The organism is Clostridium sp. CM041 (assembly GCF_055081035.1).
In genome coordinates this window covers 2,124,353-2,142,566 of sequence record NZ_CM143648.1, presented here as the reverse complement: position 1 = coordinate 2,142,566, position 18,214 = coordinate 2,124,353, and the positions used below count along the sequence as shown (strand labels likewise).

Genomic DNA, 18,214 nt, shown 5'->3' with positions numbered 1-18,214 from the left:
AATATGTTTTCGAATAAAACTGGTTTATTTAGAGAAGCAAAACAAGCGAAGGTACTTCCTAATATTATTTTATGTTTATTTTGGGTATTGCTTTTTCTAATTGGAGGGCAAGGAATAGGTGAAATATTGGCTCATTTTACAAAGAAAATTATTGGCAATGATCCTTCCGTTTTATTACTAAATCAACTTATTTGTGGTTTTATATTTATAACATTATTAGTATTCGCTAGAGTAAAGTTTAGAGAAAAAAGAAGTATTTCAAGCATGGGATTAAAAAAAGAAGGATTTATAAGAAAGTATTTAATAGGTTTTGGCATAGGGATTTTAATGTTTTCAATAGTAGTTTTATTGCTTAGCGTTAGCGGGCATACTGTAGTAAATAGTAATCCAATAGGTATTTCAGGTGTAGCAGCTTTAAGTGGTGTGCTAATTGTTATACCAGGGTGGATGATACAAAGTGCTGCAGAGGAGATTCTTTCAAGAGGATGGTTTATGAATGTTTTAGGTGCAAGATATAATGTAGCTGTAGGTTTGATTGTTTCCTCTACGTTTTTCGGATTTATGCACCTTGGAAATCCAAATGTAAGTGTTTTAGCTATAATAAACATTGTTTTAGTAGGTTTGTTTTTTGGTGTATATGTTATAAAAACTAATGATCTGTGGGGGGCTTGTGGACTTCATGCTGCGTGGAACTGGACTCAGGGAAATATTTTTGGGTTTGAGGTAAGTGGACTAAAAGTAGCAACAGGTAGCTTAATGAATTTAAAGTTAACTGGTTCAGAATGGTTAACTGGTGGAGTATTTGGTCCTGAAGCCGGTATGGCGGCAACCATAGTTCTTTGTATAGGGATTGTAATTGTATATTTTATTCCATTGCATACAAAACTGGGATCTGAAGCGAATTTATAGAAATAATAACAAAAAATAATTTATGCTTAGAATTAACACAATTTAATAACTATTGTCCATTTATTAGGTGGGACAATTGAACAGTTATATTTCCTTGATTAAATAAGATGACAACATTTTTTTATAAATGTTGTTATTTTATTTATGAGATAAAGTATATAAAATACCTCCCCAAAGCTATGGAGGGTACCTCAGTAATTCTTTTTGTCTCTTTATGACTCTATAACAATAAAATGGATTATTAAATATATCAATTATATTTTCTATTTATAGCTTAATTTAAAACAGTTAAACTAACACAATAAGTGTAATAACGTGAATTTATGACATAATACAACATAAATACCATTAATAAAAAAACTACAAACCTCATTTAGATGATAGAATGTGTATACAAAGTAAAAATCACGCTTTGTATATTAAAATTAGAAAGGTGAGGTAAGAAAGATGAAAAAAACATTAAGATTATGTATATTAACTTTAGGGATTTTAGTAACAACAGGAATAAGTTCAGTAGCATACGCAGGGGATACCATAAATTACACAGTTAAGTCAGGAGATTATTTGTGGAAGATTTGTGTTAATTATGAGGTTGGAGTTTCAGAGGTTTTAGCTGTCAACCCTCAGATAACTAAGCCTGATCAGATAAACGTTAACCAAATAATAAAAATACCAAACTTAGTTGGGGATAAAAAATTAGAAAAAGATGTGGTAATACTAGTTAACCAAGAAAGAGCAAAACAAGGACTAGCTCCATTAAAAGATAATTGGGAACTTTCCAGAGTGGCTAGATATAAGTCACAAGATATGGCAGATAAAAACTATTTTTCTCATACATCACCAACTTATGGATCACCTTTTGATATGATGAAAAACTTCGGCATAACATATAAAGCTGGTGGTGAAAACATTGCAAAGGGTCAGCAAACAGCAGCTTCAGTAATGAACTCTTGGATGAATTCTTCAGGACATAAAGCTAATATTTTAAGTAAGAATTTTACTGAAATAGGAGTTGGGGTGGCAAGAGATAAAAATGGAGCTATTTATTGGACTCAACAATTTATAGGAAAATAAATAATTTAATTACATTTCAGAAGTAAAGTTTCCCACCTCTATAAGTGGGGGTTAACTACCATAGCAAAAATAAAACTTCAGTGAGAGTATAAATTTCCTTCTGAAGTCATTAATATTACAGCTCCGCAGGAGATGATTTAATATGGTCTGTGTTTTTAAATATTGAGTTTTAACAATATTTAGAAACTCAGATTTTTTTTGTTAAATGAAATATTCTAGCTAGACAATAATATTGATAATACATAACAAAAGTTGCCATTATGTTCATATATCATCTTATAAAATTATGGTACACTTAAAAATATAATATGAGAAAGGATAGTGAATATATGATGAAAACAATGTGCATCTAATGGAGTTTATAAGGGGATATAGCCCGAAGAGGGACGATTATATATAAATAGAACAAAGGAAAAAAGCTACATTAATTAAAATAGAGAGAGTGATCGAATGAATTTTTTAAGAAACATAGAAAATGGAGCTATAAATATTAAAAAAATGGGAATCATTAAAGCTCTTCTTGTCATGTTTCTATCAATTTTGTTGGAAGGATTAGGGCAATTACCTGTAGAGGTTTTAAATTTATTCTCTGGGAGATTTGAAAAAGTAGTGCCTTATATAATTTTTATTTTTGGGGTATTGGTTAAATTGTATGTTATTATCATTTTATTCAAGTGGCTTAGTAATAAAGCAAATGATCAAAAACCTAAACAACAATTAAATGGGATGGATTTTATTTATGCAGCCCTCATGATTATAGCCTTCCGTCTGCTATTTGATAACAGTGTAACTTTGTGGGTTAGCAAGATATCGATGCCAAATTTTATAAAACAATCATTCGAAGAACTACCTAGTTCGCCAATTATATCAATATTTAGTGATATTGTCGTAGCACCTATATATGAGGAAATTGTTTTTAGAGGAATATTATTGAAAGGAATGACTAAAAAAATAAAACCAACTATAGCTCTTGTAGCATCTGCATTATTGTTTGCTCTAGTTCATATGAACATTCCTAAAGGCATAAATGCATTTTTACTAGGATTAGTTGTTGGAGTTATATATTTAAGAACGGGCTCAATTTATTTAAGCATATTTGCACATTTCGTAAATAATATTCTGGCTATTTTGGTTTCACCGCTGTTTCCATTAATAGGAGGTAATTATGCTGTGCAAATTCATGGGATATTTTTGACTGTAGGGGTCATACTTTTAGTTATAGCTTGTAGTGGGCAAAATCAAAATAAAATTAAAAACAAACAAGGCATGTATAAGCAATTTATAGAAATATAGATATTATTATTTTGTTAAAAAGAAAAACACGTGAAATGAAAATTTTATATATATATAGAGAAGCCTCTAACAGCTTAAGCTGTTAGAGGCTTCTTATAGTTAATGAAAGATTATTATTAATTATTTTAATTCATTCATCATTTGGTTAGCTTCATCTTTTAATTGTTGAACTTCATTATCTGCAGCATCTTTTGTAGGATACCATCCTTTTTGTTTCATAGCGTCAAATATCATATATTGAATGTTTTGATCTTTTTTAAAATTGTCAATTAGAGTACTCCTCAAATTTGTACAAGAAGATTCAGTTATTCCTGTACTATAAGCAGAAATAACTTGTTTTTCTGTAGCGAGTAAATCATTCATCAAATCTTTTTCGCTCATACTTGTATTCATATAATATCCCTCCATTTATATATTATTGATGAGAATCAAGGTAAGTTTTTAACGTATTAAAATTTTGTTTATGTGTTTGGCTAGCTTCAGTGCAAAGATTTTTTAAGTTTTGATCTGTACATTGCGAACCATATTCATTAAATTTTTTATTAAGTAATGATTCATATCCTAATTGGTCTTTAATAACTTTTAGGTTGTTGCTTTCAATTTGTTTATTTTCAGCATTCATCATATTTATTACCTCCAGTCTTTTATTTAAATGGGAACAAGAGTATTATCTGCTTTTTGCATTAAAATATAACTGGTAAATTATTGTAATGTTAATGTGGAATTAACTTATCAAATAAAGGTAATTTACAACAAAAATATTCGAAGAAAAATTTATTATAAATAGATTTTTATTGCAAATTGATAAAAATTAAGAAAATTTTAAGGTAACATTAATCAATATTTAATAATAATGGAGTACAATATATATATAATAAGAAAGTTAGATAGACGGGAGTGACTAATATGCCTACTATAAATATGCTGTCAACAGCTGATAAAGTCAAAGGTCAAGGAGTAGGCTCGGCTTATTTAGAGCAAGTAAATTTAGTCCAAAACGGATTAGATAAAGAATATAAAGTTGTAATAAATAAAATAGCAAGAACCGAAATAATGCATTATCATAGTATTGATTTTAAGCATTATTTGAGTATACCTTTTGCTAAAAGAAAAGGGGTAACAGTGGGCTATGTGCATTTTTTGCCTGAGACTATTGAAGGAAGTATTAAATTGCCCAAGTTAGTTGAAAAAATTTTTTATAAGTATATAATAAGTTTTTATAATAGTATGGACTATTTAGTTACAGTAAATCCTAATTTTATAACTAAGCTTGAATCTTATAATATTGATAGAAAGAAAATTACTTACATTCCTAATTTTGTTTCTACTGAAAAATTTTATAATGTTTCAATTGACGATAAATACATAGCAAAGGAAAAAATGAAAATTGCAAAGGATGCATTTGTTGTGCTTGGAGTAGGACAAATACAAACAAGAAAAGGTGTTATTGATTTTATTGATATCGCAAAAAAACTTCCAGAAGTACAATTTATTTGGGCTGGTGGGTTTTCTTTTGGAAATATTACAGACGGATATAAAGAACTAAAAAATGAAATAGAAAATGCACCTGTAAATATCTTATTTACAGGGATAGTTGAAAGAGATTTGATGAATGATATATATAATGTATCAGATGTTCTTTTTATGCCATCTTATAACGAGCTTTTTCCTATGTCAATACTTGAGGCAATGAATACTCATACGCCAGTACTACTAAGAGACTTGGAACTATATGAGGATATATTATTTGATTATTACTTAAAAGAACATGATAATGAAGGATTCATTAAAGCTATAGGGAAATTAAAAAATGATGCAACTTATTATAAGCAGGCTAAAGAAAAAGCTATAAGAGGGCACAGTTTTTATTCTAGAGAGAATGTACTTGCTATGTGGAAAAAATTTTACGAAAAGGTATATAGAATAAAGGGTAGGTAATCTAATGAAAAAATATAAATTTAGTATTATTTTGGGGATAGCCTCTGGGGTTATATTTGTTTTGTTGATCATTTTCACAAATGGTTGGATGGATTTAATCCATCAAATGAAAAATTTGCAAATTCAATGGATATTCGTGGCAGTTATTTCCATGATGCTATATTGGATTTTTGAAGCTAAAACATTGCAAAGTATTATACTTTTAATGAAAGAAGATTATAAATTCAAACAAGCATTTAAAGTTACTATGGTAGGGCAATATTTTAATTCAATTACTCCATTTGCATCTGGGGGTCAGCCAATGCAACTATATACACTTACAAGACAAAAATTGGGAGCTGGCAAATCTGGTTCGGCGCTGATGATTAAATTTATTATCTATCAGACGATATTGACTATATATTCTTTAATTCTTATATTTTGGAAAGCAGCTTTTTTCAAAAGTAAAATGAGCAATTTATTTTATTTAATAGGGTTTGGATTTACAGTTAATGCCAGCGTGATTGTATGCTTAATTATATTTTCAAAGTATCGGAAATTAACACGAAAATTAATAATAGCTTTTTCTAAAGTATTAGGAAAATTTAGAGTGGTGAAGAATATATCAAAGCTAGAAACACGTATCAATGAGAATTTAGATCAATTTCATGATAATATGGAGATAGTAAAGCATAGCAAGGGATTGATGCTTAAAGCTGTTATTTATACAGTATTTCAACTGACGATATATTTTAGCATCCCTTATTTTATTTATCTTAGTTTTGGAATGAAGGGTGCTAGCATAGGCAGTATGATAGCCGCAACCGCGTTTGTAATTATGCTCACGGCGTTTATACCATTGCCTGGAGCCATTGGTGGAGCAGAGGGTGCTTTCTATATGTTTTTTAGTTTGTTTTTCGTATCTAATAATATAATGGCTGCTATATTATTATGGAGAATAATTACATTTTATTCCTGTATAATTTTTGGGTTTTATGCTACTGTAAAAAATTAGGCAGAGGTCTTTAACGACATTTCAGAAGGAAAGTCTCTCACTTCTACAAGTGGGAGTACCTACTATAAGTAGGAGTTACTTGCCCAAATAAATAGAAAACTTCATTGGGAGTATAAATCTAATTCTGAAGTCGATAATGCAGCTTCTGTGAAGTTGTTGCAGCTCCGCAGGAGATGATTTAATGCATATTAAGCAAGAAAATTTTATAAGGAAATTATAGTGTTTAAAGGGGATTGATTATGAATATTGGAATTTTTACTGATGCTTATTATCCACAAGTAAGTGGAGTAGTTACTTCTACTATTATATTGAAAAATGAATTGATTAGACTTGGACATAATGTAACCATTATTACTGTTGCGCACCCAGATGTAGAGGAGCAGGAGGGTATCATTAGATTGCCTAGCATACCATTTTTACTTTTACCTTCACAAAGAGTTGGGATGATATATTCACGTAAAATTATGAATAAGATAAAAAAAATAGACCTAGATATAATACATACACAAACGGAATTTAGCATAGGAATATTTGGAAGAATAGTTGCTAAAAGATTAGATATTCCTGTAGTTCACACCTATCATACTATGTATGAGGATTATATCCATTATATATCTCATGGTATAATGCTTAAGCCTGCTTCACAATTAGCTAAGAAGGTAAGTGAGCTATATTGTAGAGATTGTAGTGCTATTATAGTTCCTACAATAAAGGTGAAGGATGCATTGGAAAATTACGGTTTAACAAGACATATAGATGTAATACCAACTGGAGTTAACATTGAACCATTCAAAAGAAGTAATTACAATAAAGAGATTATCAAAGATGAAAAGAGATCTTTTGGAATAAATGAAACCCAACCAGTTGTACTATTTATTGGGAGAATAGCAAAAGAAAAAAGTATAGATATAATTATAAATAGTATGAAAGAACTAACTAAGAGAATACCGAATTGTAAATTGCTCATTGTAGGTGACGGACCAGAACGTGAAAATCTAGAAGATTTAGCTAAGGCATTGGGCATTGAAAAATCTGTAGTATTCGCAGGAGAAAAGCCTTGGGAAGAAATTGGTAGGTATTATCAGATGGGAGATGTGTTTGTAGGTGCTTCACTAACTGAGACGCAAGGACTAACATTTGAGGAAGCTATGGCGGCACAAATCCCTGTGGTAGCTAAATACGATAAAAATTTAGATGGTATAATTCGCGATAAAATTAATGGAAGATTTTTCTATGAAGACGAAAATTTAGCTGAAATATTATTCGAAATATTAATGAACAAAGAGGAATCTGCATTAATGGTGAAAAATGCTTATGATAGAATAGAACCATTATCGTCTAAGTGCTTTGGAGAAAATGTTGAGAAAGTTTATATGGAAGTTGAAAAACAAAATTGTATGCTACAAAATCAAAAAGTAACATAATGAATTTAACAAAAGATAATTAATTATGTGCCACATTCCTATATTCTATAGGAATGTGGCTTTTTAATGTCAGCTGAAAATTTTCGTAGTTATACCAATGAATATATCTTCTTACCCATAATAAAATGCTGTCACACATGTTAAGGTCTAAGTATTTGCTATATAGTGCTTTACATCATTTGGTATAAACTACCTGTATTCTAATTTATTTCAAGTAATTATAATTGTAAGAATAAATTGAAAAAAACCAAAATTAAAGTAAAAGTATATTGAAATTAAAGTAAAATGTTGATAAAATAACAATTGAAAGGTTTACAAAAGGAGGGAGACTAATATGAAAAGAAAAAAATGTGATGAATTATTAAATGAATTCAAGCTTCAAAAAGTTGAATTTAAAGCTAATAAATTAAAATTTGTTTTAAATGATAATAAAGATATATATAACATAACAGCACCATTTGAAATTGATAATGAAGTAGTTATAGCAGGAAGAGTTGAAGCAAGGGATTCCGAACATTCGAAAATAATGTTCTTTAAAGAGATTGAAAATGAGTGGAGAGTAATTGAGGGAACCCCGATTTTTGATTTGCAAGATCCATTTGTAACTAAAATAAATGGAGAATTAGTTTTAGGTGGAGTAGAAATTTACGAAACAGGAAATGAAGACATGCCTATATGCTATAGAACTGTATTTTTAAAAGGAAGTTCAGTAAAAAGATTAGAAAGATTTGCTGTTGGACCAGACAGAATGAAAGATATAAGACTACTCGAGTTATCAAATAATAAAATATTAGTATTTACAAGACCACAAGGTGAAATTGGGAATAGAGGTACTATAGGTTACTTTATTATGAGGAGTTTAGAAGAGCTAACTATAGAAAACATAGAAAGTGCGAAACTTTTAGATAATATGTTTTATGAAGAAGAATGGGGTGGAGCAAATGAGCTTCATTTACTTGAAGATGGTACTATAGGAGTTTTATCTCATATAGCTAAGTTTGACAATGAGGGAAATAGACATTACTATTCATCAGTATTTACATTTAATCATGAAACTTCAGAATATAGCAAAATGAAGTTAATTGCAATAAGAGATAATTTTGAAGAAGGAGCAGCAAAGAGACCCGATTTAATAGATGTAATATTTAGTGGCGGATTAATAAGAAAAGAAAACGGACAAGCGGAACTTTACTGTGGAGTAAGTGATGCAGAAGCTCACAAAATATTAATTAGAGATCCTTTTAAATTTTAACTGCATTTTAGAAGGCAAGTCTCCCACTTCTATAAGTGGGAGTACCTACTATAAGTAGGAGTTACTTGCCCTAACAAATAGAAAACTTCAGTGGTGGTATAAGTATCATTCTGAAGTAGTCAATGCATCTTCTGCGAAGCTATTGAAGCGACCCAGGACATGATTTAATATGAAAATAGTAAGGGAGAAATTTAAAATGATAAAAAATAAGGTAGTTGCAGTTTTAATGAGTTGTTTATTAGGAATGTCATTATTAGTAGGGTGTGGTGGAAGCAATAAAGCGAACTCAAGTAATAATCCGGATGGAACACTGGTTATCAATGGTGATTACATAGTGCCTCCAGCCGCACATGGAAATCCATTTATAGGGGGATTTGTAAACGGTATCGAACCGTATATGCAAGATAATCTATTTGTATATGCACCATTTCCGTCAGCAAAATTTAAATCTCATTTAGGGGAAAGTTATACATTCGAAAATAAAGTCTTAACAGTTAAATTAAAAGATGGACTAAAGTGGAGTGATGGGTCACCATTAACTACTAGAGATGTTGAGACTACTTTCTACATGAATATTGGAAGAAGACAGGTTTGGGAATTTTTAGAAAATATACAGATTGTAGATGATACAACTATGAAGTTTAACTTTAAAACAGAAAGTCCGTTAATAATAAATATGGCCTTTGATATTAAAGTTAATGCACCTACATCAGTATATGGTAAGTGGGCAGAAAAATATAAAGAAATTGCAATGACAGGAAGAAAGTATCATTCAGAAACACTAACTTTCTGGTATTTAGAAGAGTCTAATAAGAAGTTACAAGACTTAAATATTGATTTAGAAGGATTTAAGCCAAAAGTAGAGGAAACTATTGGATCAGGCCCATTTACTGCAAAAAATATTACAACTTCAGAAGCGTTATTAGTTCAAAATCAAAATTACCGTGAAGAATTAGACATTAAACAATTAAGAGTTATGAGAGTAGTTACACCAGAAACAGCGGCGACAGCTATGGTGGATGGAACGCTAGATATGCACAGTGGTGGTATTGTTAGAGATGTAGAAGAACAAATTAAAAAGAGTTTAGACACATATAAAGCGCAGTATGTTTCAGAATTTAGTCAAATGTCAGTTGTGTTTAATACACAAAAATATCCTGCAAATAAAAAAGAATTTAGACAAGCTATGGCTTATTTAATTAATAGAGAAGAAATAATGCCATTAACAGAACCAGGTAGTTTAAAAAGTGAGACTACATTAACAGGTCTTCCGGCTACATTACAAGAAAGCTGGGGAGTAAAAGATTTTGCGAAAAATGAATTAACAGATTATTCATTTGACCCTGAAAAGGCAGAAAAATTACTAACATCAATTGGTTGGAAGAGAAATGCTGCTGGTACTTGGACAAATGAAAAAGGCGAAGTTGTAACATTTGAATTAGCGTGTAACAATGGGTGGGGTTCAGCTATGTTGCCAGGTGAAGCAATTGCAACAAAGCTTAAAGAATTTGGATTAGATGTTCAATTTAAGCCAATGGAAGGTTCAGCGTTTAACGATTACTTTACGAAGAAAGAGCATACTGTAATTATTGAATTTGCCCCAACTGGGAATGTATTATATGCACATCCATATGGAAGTTATGAAGCAATTTATAGATCAAGACCGTTCTTAATGGGATTAGAGACGAACGAAGAAGGAAATATAATTATTGAGTCAGAAGGCAAGGAAGTAAATGTAACTGAGTTAGTTAAGAAACTATTTACAGCTAAAGATGATGAAATACAAGAAATAACTAAGAAATTAATGAAAATAACTAATGATCAAGCATATTTTATTCCTTATTTAGAAAAAGGGTTCCCGATAAGAACTCTAAAAGATAATATTACTTTAGGTTTTGGAAATGATGAAACAATAAAAGATGTTAGATACTCTGGTGTAGGAGAAAATCTACTTGCAACTTTAATAAAAGAAAAGACTATAACTTTGGGAAAATAATATTAAAGGTGTCTTATACATGTTATAGGACACCTTTTTTCAAGGGAGGATTATTATGATAAAGAAAATTTTAATGTTATGTTTAACTGTTATATTTGCAGTTGTAGTAACATTTTTAATAATAGAACTTATGCCCGGAGATCCTGTAGATGTATTAGCTAGGGAAATGGTTAGCACACAAGGAGTGCCTTATGGGGAAGCATATAAAAGAGCTGTTATGCAGTTAAATTATGATCCAAATGTTCCACTGGCCGAAAGGGTTTTAGATTTTGGTGAAGGAATATTAAATGGGGATTTAGGACAGTCATTAAAGTTTAAAACAGATGTTAAAGATATAGTAATGTCAGCATTACCATGGACATTGCTTATAACCGGAGTTTCAACAATACTAGCATTTACAGTAGGTATAAGCATTGGTATGGTTGCTGCGTGGAAAAGAAGTAAAAAGCTAAATCTTTTATTAGATACCTCGGCATCGGTTTTAGGAGCTATACCAGAGTATATTATAGGGTTCTTCTTAATATTAATATTTGCAGTTAATGTAAGGATGCTACCATCTAAAGGTGCATATTCAACAATGGTTGATGTCGGATTTAACATGTCTTTTATAGCAGATGTTGCAAAACATGCTATTTTACCAATACTGGCATTCTTCATTGTTAACGTAGTTAACTGGATAGTAAATATGAGATCAATAGCAGTTGGAATATTAAGTGAAGATTATATTCAATATGCAAGGGCAAGAGGAATAACTAACAAAAAGATAATTTTTAAATATGTAGGTAGAAATGCAATGTTGCCAATGGTTACATCATTAGCAACTACTTTTGGATTATTAGTAGGTGGTTCACCACTTATAGAAAATTTATTTTCATATCCAGGGGTTGGTTATTATTTAAATAATGCAACAGCAAATAGAGATGTTACTTTAATGCAAGGGATGTTCTTTGTAATAATAATAACAGTTATTTTATGTAACTTCTTAGTAGAATTATTATATGGGTTTGTAGACCCTCGTTTAAGAAGAAAGGGGAGAGCATAAATGAAAAATAAGCTAAGTTCATTATGGGAAGGGATAGTTAATTTCTCGAGAGTAATAGTTACAAATAAACAAGCAACTTTTGGAGCTTTTATATTAAGCATATTTACATTGATGGCAATATTAGGACCAATTATGTTAACTCCTGATAAGGCTAACTATGTAAATAGATTACAAGGAGCATCATTTCAACATTTATTAGGTACCGATTTTGCAGGAAAAGATACATTGAAACAATTCATATTAGGTTCAAGAGAGGTTTTAACAATAGCTCTTTATGCAGGTGTTTTCACATTGAGTATTGGGGTTACAGTAGGAATTACATCAGGATTACTTGGCGGAATAGTTGATGATATTTTAATGATGATAACTAATGTAGTTCAGACAATACCTAATTTTCCTGTATTAATGGTTATGTCATTAATAGTAAATATTGATAGTTCATTAAAGTTTGGGCTTATATTAAGTATATGGTCGTGGGCGGGACTTGCAAGGGCAGTAAGGTCACAAACATTGTCTTTGAAAAATAGAGATTTTATTGAGGCAAGTAGAATTTTAGGTATGAGTAAGATTTATATTATTATAAATGATATTTTACCAAATATTATATCATACATAGCAGTTAACTTTATTATGATAATGAAATCATCAATACTTGCAAGTGTTGGATTAATGGTATTAGGATTAGCTCCGTTTAAAGGGGACCACTGGGGAATAATGCTGGACATGGCATTAAACAAAACAGGGGCATTATTTGGTTCAAAAGCGATAATATATCTATTAACACCAATTGTGGGGATTGTTTTATTCCAATTAGGGTGTTTCATGTTTAGTAAAGGGTTAGAGGATGCATTTAACCCAAGAATAAAAACTACTATAGCTATAAAAAGAAAAACAAAAGTAATGGGAGTTTAGGGGTGAGAGTATGGAAAAATTATTAGAATGTAAAAATATAACTGTAGAATTTGACGTAAAATATTTTAATGAAGATAAAGTTTTAAAAGCAGCAGATAATATTACTTTAGATATTTATAAAGGTGAAATGTTAGGGATAATAGGAGAAAGTGGAAGCGGTAAATCAACTTTAGCTTCAGCCATGTTAAATTTAGTAAGAGAGCCAGGTAGAATATCAAGCGGAGAAGTTGTTTATTTTAATGGTGTAAATTTATTAGCCCTTTCGGAAAAGGAATATAACAAATATAGATGGAAAGATATATCAACAGTATTTCAAGCTGCACAAAATTCACTTAATCCAATATCGACGATAAAAGATCATTTTGTTGAAACTTATACTACACATTTAGATAAAGTATCTAATGAAGTTATGATGAACCGTATAAAAGAGTTATTAAACTTTGTTAGGTTAGATGAAAAAGTTCTAGATTCTTATCCATTTGAGCTAAGTGGTGGAATGAAGCAACGTGTATTAATAGCATTAAGTTTATTACTTGAACCAAAGTTAATAATATTGGATGAACCTACTACTGCTTTAGATGTAATAACGCAGTGGTATATATTGGAAATATTAAGAAAGATAAATAAAGAAAATGGAGTTTCTATAGTGTTTTTAACTCATGATATATCAATAATAGGCTCTATGGTTGATAGAATAGCTGTAATGTACGCAGGAGAATTAGTAGAAATTGGTGATGTTTTAGATGTATACGAAACGCCGAAGCATCCATATTCAAAAGCATTATTAGATGCAATACCTTCATTATATGATGATGTAACTACAAGAAGATCTATAAAAGGGGCACCTATTAATATGTTAGATTTAAAAGGTGAATGTAGATTTAAAAATAGGTGTATTTATAAGGGAAAGGTTGGCTGTGATGGGTCGGATGAAAATAGTAAAGAGCTTATCAAGGTAAAGGATAATCATTATAGTAGATGTAAGTACTGGGAGGGAATTTAAAGTGAGTAATTTAATAAAAATAGAGGGTGTAAGTAAAAGTTTTGGAGAAGGAAAGGAACAGGTTAGAGTATTAAAGGATATTAATCTAGAAATTGGAGACGGTGAAATATTAGCTGTAGTAGGGGAAAGTGGTTGTGGTAAAACTACTTTAGGAAAGATTATCGCAGATGTTCATAAACCGACAGAGGGGAAAATACTTTATAAAGGAACAGATATAAATGTTCTAAAAAGGGGGGATTATAAGGACTTTAGAATGGGGGTGCAAATGGTGCATCAGGATTCATTTGCAGCATTAAATCCAAATAAAACTATTTTCCAATCATTAAGCGCCCCTATACTAAAACATAAAATTGTTAAAACAAATGGAGAAGCTTTAGATCTATGTACAGAATATCTAGAGGAAGTAGAATTAACTCCAGTTGATCAGTTTTTACATAAATATCCGCATCAATTAAGTGGAGGACAAAGACAAAGAATATTATTAGCAAGAGCTTTATTAGTGAAACCTAAGCTTATAGTAGCAGATGAGCCAGTATCGATGGTAGATGTATCATTAAGAATTTCGTTATTAGATTTAATGGCAAGGATGAACAAAAAACATGGAATTTCTTTTGTTTACATAACACACGATTTAGCTACAGCAAGATATATAGCTAATGAGGGGAGAGTTCTGGTTATGTATTTAGGATCAATTGTGGAATTAAATAATATAAATGATGCAATAACAAATCCTAAACATCCATATTTTAAAGCTTTATTAAAAGCGGTTCCAGTTGCAAATCCAAGAAATAAAAATATGATTTCAAACTTACCGTTAAAGACAATGGATATTCCAAGTCTTAAAGATTTACCAAGTGGATGCAAGTTCAATCCAAGATGTATTTATTCAAATGAATTATGTGAAAAAGAAGAACCAAAACTAAGAAAACTTGGGGATGGATTTGTTGCATGTCACCATGCAGAAACTATTTAACGACATTTCAGCTCATCAGGGAATGATTTAATATAGCAAATAGGAGTGTGTTATTACGGTGGAGCGAATTTCTATAGACATTAGTAAAGATGAAAACAAGAAATACACAGTAAATTTGATGAATAGTAACAAAGTTGTAGCAAAGGATGATATTAAAAATATAAAGATTACTATAGAAAATGAAGATAGATCATATAGAGAGGTTATAAGTAATATAGATATTGATACTGTTGGTTATTATGAAAATGAAATTATCTGTAATTGTAGATATTACTGCGAGATGCTAGAAACGTATATAGATATTCAAGTTGTTTATAAAGTAGTTAATGAGGCCTTAGTGGAGAAAAGAATAATACTTAAGCAAACAAATATACCTATGCTGTTTTATAGTATAGAGAACTCTATAATTCCAAGTGAGGAGCCAAAATGTTATTGGAGTTTTGATAATGATAATAACAATGGTGGTGTGGTGAGAGAAGTATTTCCAGCAGCGGGATATGTAGTGGGAAAAGCATATGTTGGCTTGCTGACAGATGCTGGACACAGAAATTATTGGACAAGAAATATTAGAAGAAGGCCACATTATAACAAACTAGGATTTACAGCAATAAAAGAGGCTTGTGATATTAATCTTTATAGAGTTTCAACTTTATCTGATAGAGAAAAAGGTGATCATTATGTAAAGTTAACTTTAGGAGAATTAACAGATTTTAATAACGGGAAAAAAGAAGTTGTTGAAGTAGATAATGATTATATAAATAAAGATAATGAAGGAAGTTTAATCATAACACTAGATCTTGAAGATGGGTATTATGATATAAGTTTTGATCATAGGATAAATGGAAAATTAAGTGTAGTTGTTTTGAAAGAATTAACAAAAGATAATTACGAAGTACATGGTTTTGATTATCAGAATAATATACCATCTTATAAGGAAACATGGACTAGCTTCCAAGATGGATTAATACTATCAAATACGGAAAATAAAAAGAGTCTCTTAGTGATAAAGAGTAATGATAATGAATCTATTGATATAAAAAACTTAAAGGTAACTAAGGTAAATGGTATAGAAAAACCATTTCATAGGTTGGAACAAGGTAAAAGTTGTGAGAAGAAGTTATTCATACTTATTAAGCAAATGGATGGTCTTCGAGATATACGTTACTACAGCCAAGTGTTATTAGCAGATGGGTTAGGGTTTAATGGAAGTGATGTTGAAAAAATTCTTTTTGCAGATATGCAGATGTTAACATGGATAACTAGTGCATATGACTTTTTGCCATTAAATGTACCTAGCTTAAATTATGCCCCAGATATGTATAATAGAGATTCTTTTTGGAGTGTAGCGGGGGTAAATGATAAGGAATTGAGCAAAACACTTTGGGAAAAGTGGGGTTCAACTCAAAATGAAAATGGAACAATAGGAACTATAATAACCCCATATATGGGGAGCTTAGAAGTAAAAGGTAACGAAGCTACTTGTGAATGGATATGGTGGGCATATATAAATAAAATCAAGTATGGAATAGAACCTAATATGAGCAAAGTTAAAAAAGCTTATAACTATTGTATTAATGAGTTTGATGAAGATGGTGATGGTATAGCAAAATCACATTTTGTATTAGGTCAAAATGATGTTCAAACATATTTTGAAGGTGGAAAAACAGCAAGTGTATCAGTTAATCAGGGTGTATTTGCTGTGACATTAAAAGTTGCTAAGGCCTTAGGCATAGATGTGCCAGATGATTATATAGAGAAAGCTAATATTGGATATAAAAGCTTTTATAGCAAGGAAAAAGGATACTTATTAAATACTTTAGACTATAAAGATGCTATATCGGTAGGCGATTTGATGCCTGAATTTGTTTCATTATGGTTCTTTAATGAAGGGTTACTTAATGAGGGAATTGTAAAAAATACACTTGAAAAAATACCGGTTATTAATGATTGCGCAACTTTTATAGGACATGTTAATAACAAGTATTTTAGTGGGGCTGATAGTCCTTTTGATGAAAAGTTTAGCTGGAGTGATGGAGTATATTATAATGGTGGTAGCTGGCTTAGAGAAGAGATAATGGCATATGCAGTTGGAGTGAGATATGGATTAGATGACTATAAGAACAGGATTTTAAATAGAATGGATAGAGAGATAAACCTAATTAAAGATGATCCTGTAAGTCATGAGTTTTTACCAACGGATTTATCTAAGGAAGGGTGTTTATGGAAATCTATAAGGGTTTTTTCTTGGAATGTATTTGCAATAACAGCATTAGAGGTAGCAGGAATAAGAAAAACAAAAGGGCGTGTTAATAATGAGTTTTGCTAAAAGAAGTGATATGAATCCGCTTATAAAACCAAGTGACGTGAAACCAAGTAGAGAAGATTTTAAAGTTGATGGCGTATTTAACTGTGGTGTTTGTAAATACGATGATGAATATCTATTATTATGTAGAGTTGCAGAATCTGTTAAAGTTGATAAGGAAGATGAAGTAAAGATACCTGTAGTAGTAAACATAGATGGAAAAGATGTAATAGACATAGTTTCATTTAATAAAGAAATAGATACGCAATATGATTATTCAGATGCACGTTCTTTATGGATTACGCATATTGGGGGAGTAAGAAAAATTGCTTATTTAACTTCATTATCACATATAAGGATAGCAAGATCAAAGGATGGAGAAAATTTCATCATAGAAGATGAAGCTTTTATTAAACTTACAGCTTCAGAAGAAGAATGGGGAATGGAGGACCCAAGAATAACTAAAATAGAGGATACATATTATGTGAATTATACATCTGTGACTAGAAATGGTGCAGCCACTTCGTTAGTTTCTACAAAGGATTTTAAAACTTATGAAAGACATGGAATTATATTTGCCCCAGAAAATAAAGATGTAACTATATTCCCAGAAAAAATAAACGGGAAATATATAACATTTAATAGACCCGTTCCATGTGCAATCGGCGGAGCAGATATGTGGATAGCAGAATCACCTGATTTAGTACATTGGGGAAAACAAAAACATTTTTATGGTGGTTCAAATGAAGGAGCATGGGAAAATGGAAGGGTTGGAGGAGGTGCAGTACCATTCTTAACAGAAAAAGGTTGGATAAAAATTTATCATGCAGCAGATAAAAATGATAGATATTGCTTAGGAGCATTCTTACTTGATAAAAATGATCCTAGCAAAATATTAGCCAAAACAAGTAGAGCTATATTAGAACCAAAAGCTACTTATGAAAAAGAAGGTTTCTTTGGTAATGTAGTATTTACATGTGGATGTTTATTTGAAGATGGTATTGTTAAAATATATTATGGCGCAGCAGATGATAAAGTTTGTAGAGCAGATATAAAAATAGAAGATATATTCACTTTAATGGATAAATAACACATAAATCCT

Annotated in this window: 17 protein-coding genes; 14 read left to right on the top strand and 3 right to left on the bottom strand. The window is 30.6% G+C overall.

What is annotated here, in order from left to right; translation table 11 throughout:
* Positions 1–3: 3 nt before the first annotated feature.
* From ACWJJT_RS10035 to ACWJJT_RS10025, 3 genes are all read left to right on the top strand, one after another.
* Positions 4–909 (top strand): lysostaphin resistance A-like protein, encoded by a 906-nt coding sequence (locus ACWJJT_RS10035; protein WP_462954633.1) that lies wholly within the window; start codon positions 4–6, stop codon positions 907–909.
* Between the two features lie 447 nt (positions 910–1,356).
* Positions 1,357–1,983 carry a CAP domain-containing protein gene (locus tag ACWJJT_RS10030; protein WP_462954632.1) on the top strand — a complete coding sequence of 209 codons (627 nt, stop codon included), beginning with the start codon at positions 1,357–1,359 and terminating at the stop codon, positions 1,981–1,983.
* Positions 1,984–2,433: 450 nt separating this feature from the next.
* Positions 2,434–3,276, top strand: a complete 843-nt coding sequence (locus ACWJJT_RS10025; RefSeq protein WP_462954631.1) for a lysostaphin resistance A-like protein — start codon at positions 2,434–2,436, stop codon at positions 3,274–3,276.
* 120 nt (positions 3,277–3,396) lie between these two features.
* Here the strand turns inward: ACWJJT_RS10025 and ACWJJT_RS10020 are convergent, their stop codons facing one another.
* Both ACWJJT_RS10020 and ACWJJT_RS10015 read right to left on the bottom strand, forming a co-directional pair.
* On the bottom strand, positions 3,397–3,657 hold the full coding sequence (locus ACWJJT_RS10020) for a spore coat protein (protein WP_462956766.1): 261 nt from the start codon (positions 3,655–3,657) through the stop codon (positions 3,397–3,399).
* A gap of 34 nt (positions 3,658–3,691) precedes the next feature.
* Complete coding sequence (locus tag ACWJJT_RS10015; protein ID WP_165413274.1) at positions 3,692–3,901, bottom strand: hypothetical protein; 210 nt, start codon at positions 3,899–3,901, stop codon at positions 3,692–3,694.
* Positions 3,902–4,182: 281 nt separating this feature from the next.
* On the opposite strand from ACWJJT_RS10015, the gene ACWJJT_RS10010 reads away from it, so the two are divergent.
* From ACWJJT_RS10010 to ACWJJT_RS10000, 3 genes are all read left to right on the top strand, one after another.
* Positions 4,183–5,214, top strand: coding sequence for a glycosyltransferase family 4 protein (locus ACWJJT_RS10010; RefSeq protein ID WP_462954630.1), 1,032 nt, complete (start codon positions 4,183–4,185; stop codon positions 5,212–5,214).
* A gap of 4 nt (positions 5,215–5,218) precedes the next feature.
* Positions 5,219–6,208, top strand: coding sequence for a lysylphosphatidylglycerol synthase transmembrane domain-containing protein (locus ACWJJT_RS10005; RefSeq protein WP_462954629.1), 990 nt, complete (start codon positions 5,219–5,221; stop codon positions 6,206–6,208).
* A gap of 239 nt (positions 6,209–6,447) precedes the next feature.
* Positions 6,448–7,632: a glycosyltransferase family 4 protein gene (locus ACWJJT_RS10000; RefSeq protein WP_462954628.1), complete on the top strand. Its 1,185-nt coding sequence runs from the start codon at positions 6,448–6,450 to the stop codon at positions 7,630–7,632.
* 19 nt (positions 7,633–7,651) lie between these two features.
* Here ACWJJT_RS10000 and ACWJJT_RS09995 read toward each other — a convergent pair whose 3' ends face one another.
* Positions 7,652–7,771 (bottom strand): IS3 family transposase, encoded by a 120-nt coding sequence (locus ACWJJT_RS09995; RefSeq protein WP_462954627.1) that lies wholly within the window; start codon positions 7,769–7,771, stop codon positions 7,652–7,654.
* A 195-nt stretch (positions 7,772–7,966) separates the two neighbouring features.
* Between ACWJJT_RS09995 and ACWJJT_RS09990 the strand changes: the two genes are divergently transcribed.
* The 8 genes from ACWJJT_RS09990 (at position 7,967) to ACWJJT_RS09955 (ending at position 18,202) form a co-directional block, all read left to right on the top strand.
* Complete coding sequence (locus ACWJJT_RS09990; protein ID WP_462954626.1) at positions 7,967–8,884, top strand: DUF1861 family protein; 918 nt, start codon at positions 7,967–7,969, stop codon at positions 8,882–8,884.
* A gap of 196 nt (positions 8,885–9,080) precedes the next feature.
* A complete protein-coding gene (locus ACWJJT_RS09985; protein ID WP_462954625.1) occupies positions 9,081–10,880 on the top strand; it encodes an ABC transporter substrate-binding protein in 1,800 nt (599 codons plus the stop codon).
* Positions 10,881–10,935: 55 nt separating this feature from the next.
* Positions 10,936–11,922: an ABC transporter permease gene (locus ACWJJT_RS09980; protein ID WP_462954624.1), complete on the top strand. Its 987-nt coding sequence runs from the start codon at positions 10,936–10,938 to the stop codon at positions 11,920–11,922.
* Positions 11,923–12,834, top strand: coding sequence for an ABC transporter permease (locus tag ACWJJT_RS09975; protein ID WP_462954623.1), 912 nt, complete (start codon positions 11,923–11,925; stop codon positions 12,832–12,834).
* Positions 12,835–12,844: 10 nt separating this feature from the next.
* On the top strand, positions 12,845–13,837 hold the full coding sequence (locus tag ACWJJT_RS09970; RefSeq protein ID WP_462954622.1) for an ABC transporter ATP-binding protein: 993 nt from the start codon (positions 12,845–12,847) through the stop codon (positions 13,835–13,837).
* Between the two features lies 1 nt (position 13,838).
* Positions 13,839–14,810, top strand: coding sequence for an ABC transporter ATP-binding protein (locus ACWJJT_RS09965; protein WP_165413266.1), 972 nt, complete (start codon positions 13,839–13,841; stop codon positions 14,808–14,810).
* Between the two features lie 58 nt (positions 14,811–14,868).
* Positions 14,869–17,136 carry a hypothetical protein gene (locus ACWJJT_RS09960; protein WP_462954621.1) on the top strand — a complete coding sequence of 756 codons (2,268 nt, stop codon included), beginning with the start codon at positions 14,869–14,871 and terminating at the stop codon, positions 17,134–17,136.
* Positions 17,123–18,202: a glycoside hydrolase family 130 protein gene (locus ACWJJT_RS09955; protein WP_462954620.1), complete on the top strand. Its 1,080-nt coding sequence runs from the start codon at positions 17,123–17,125 to the stop codon at positions 18,200–18,202. The genes ACWJJT_RS09960 and ACWJJT_RS09955 overlap by 14 nt, the downstream gene beginning before the upstream one ends.
* Positions 18,203–18,214 lie beyond the last annotated feature (12 nt).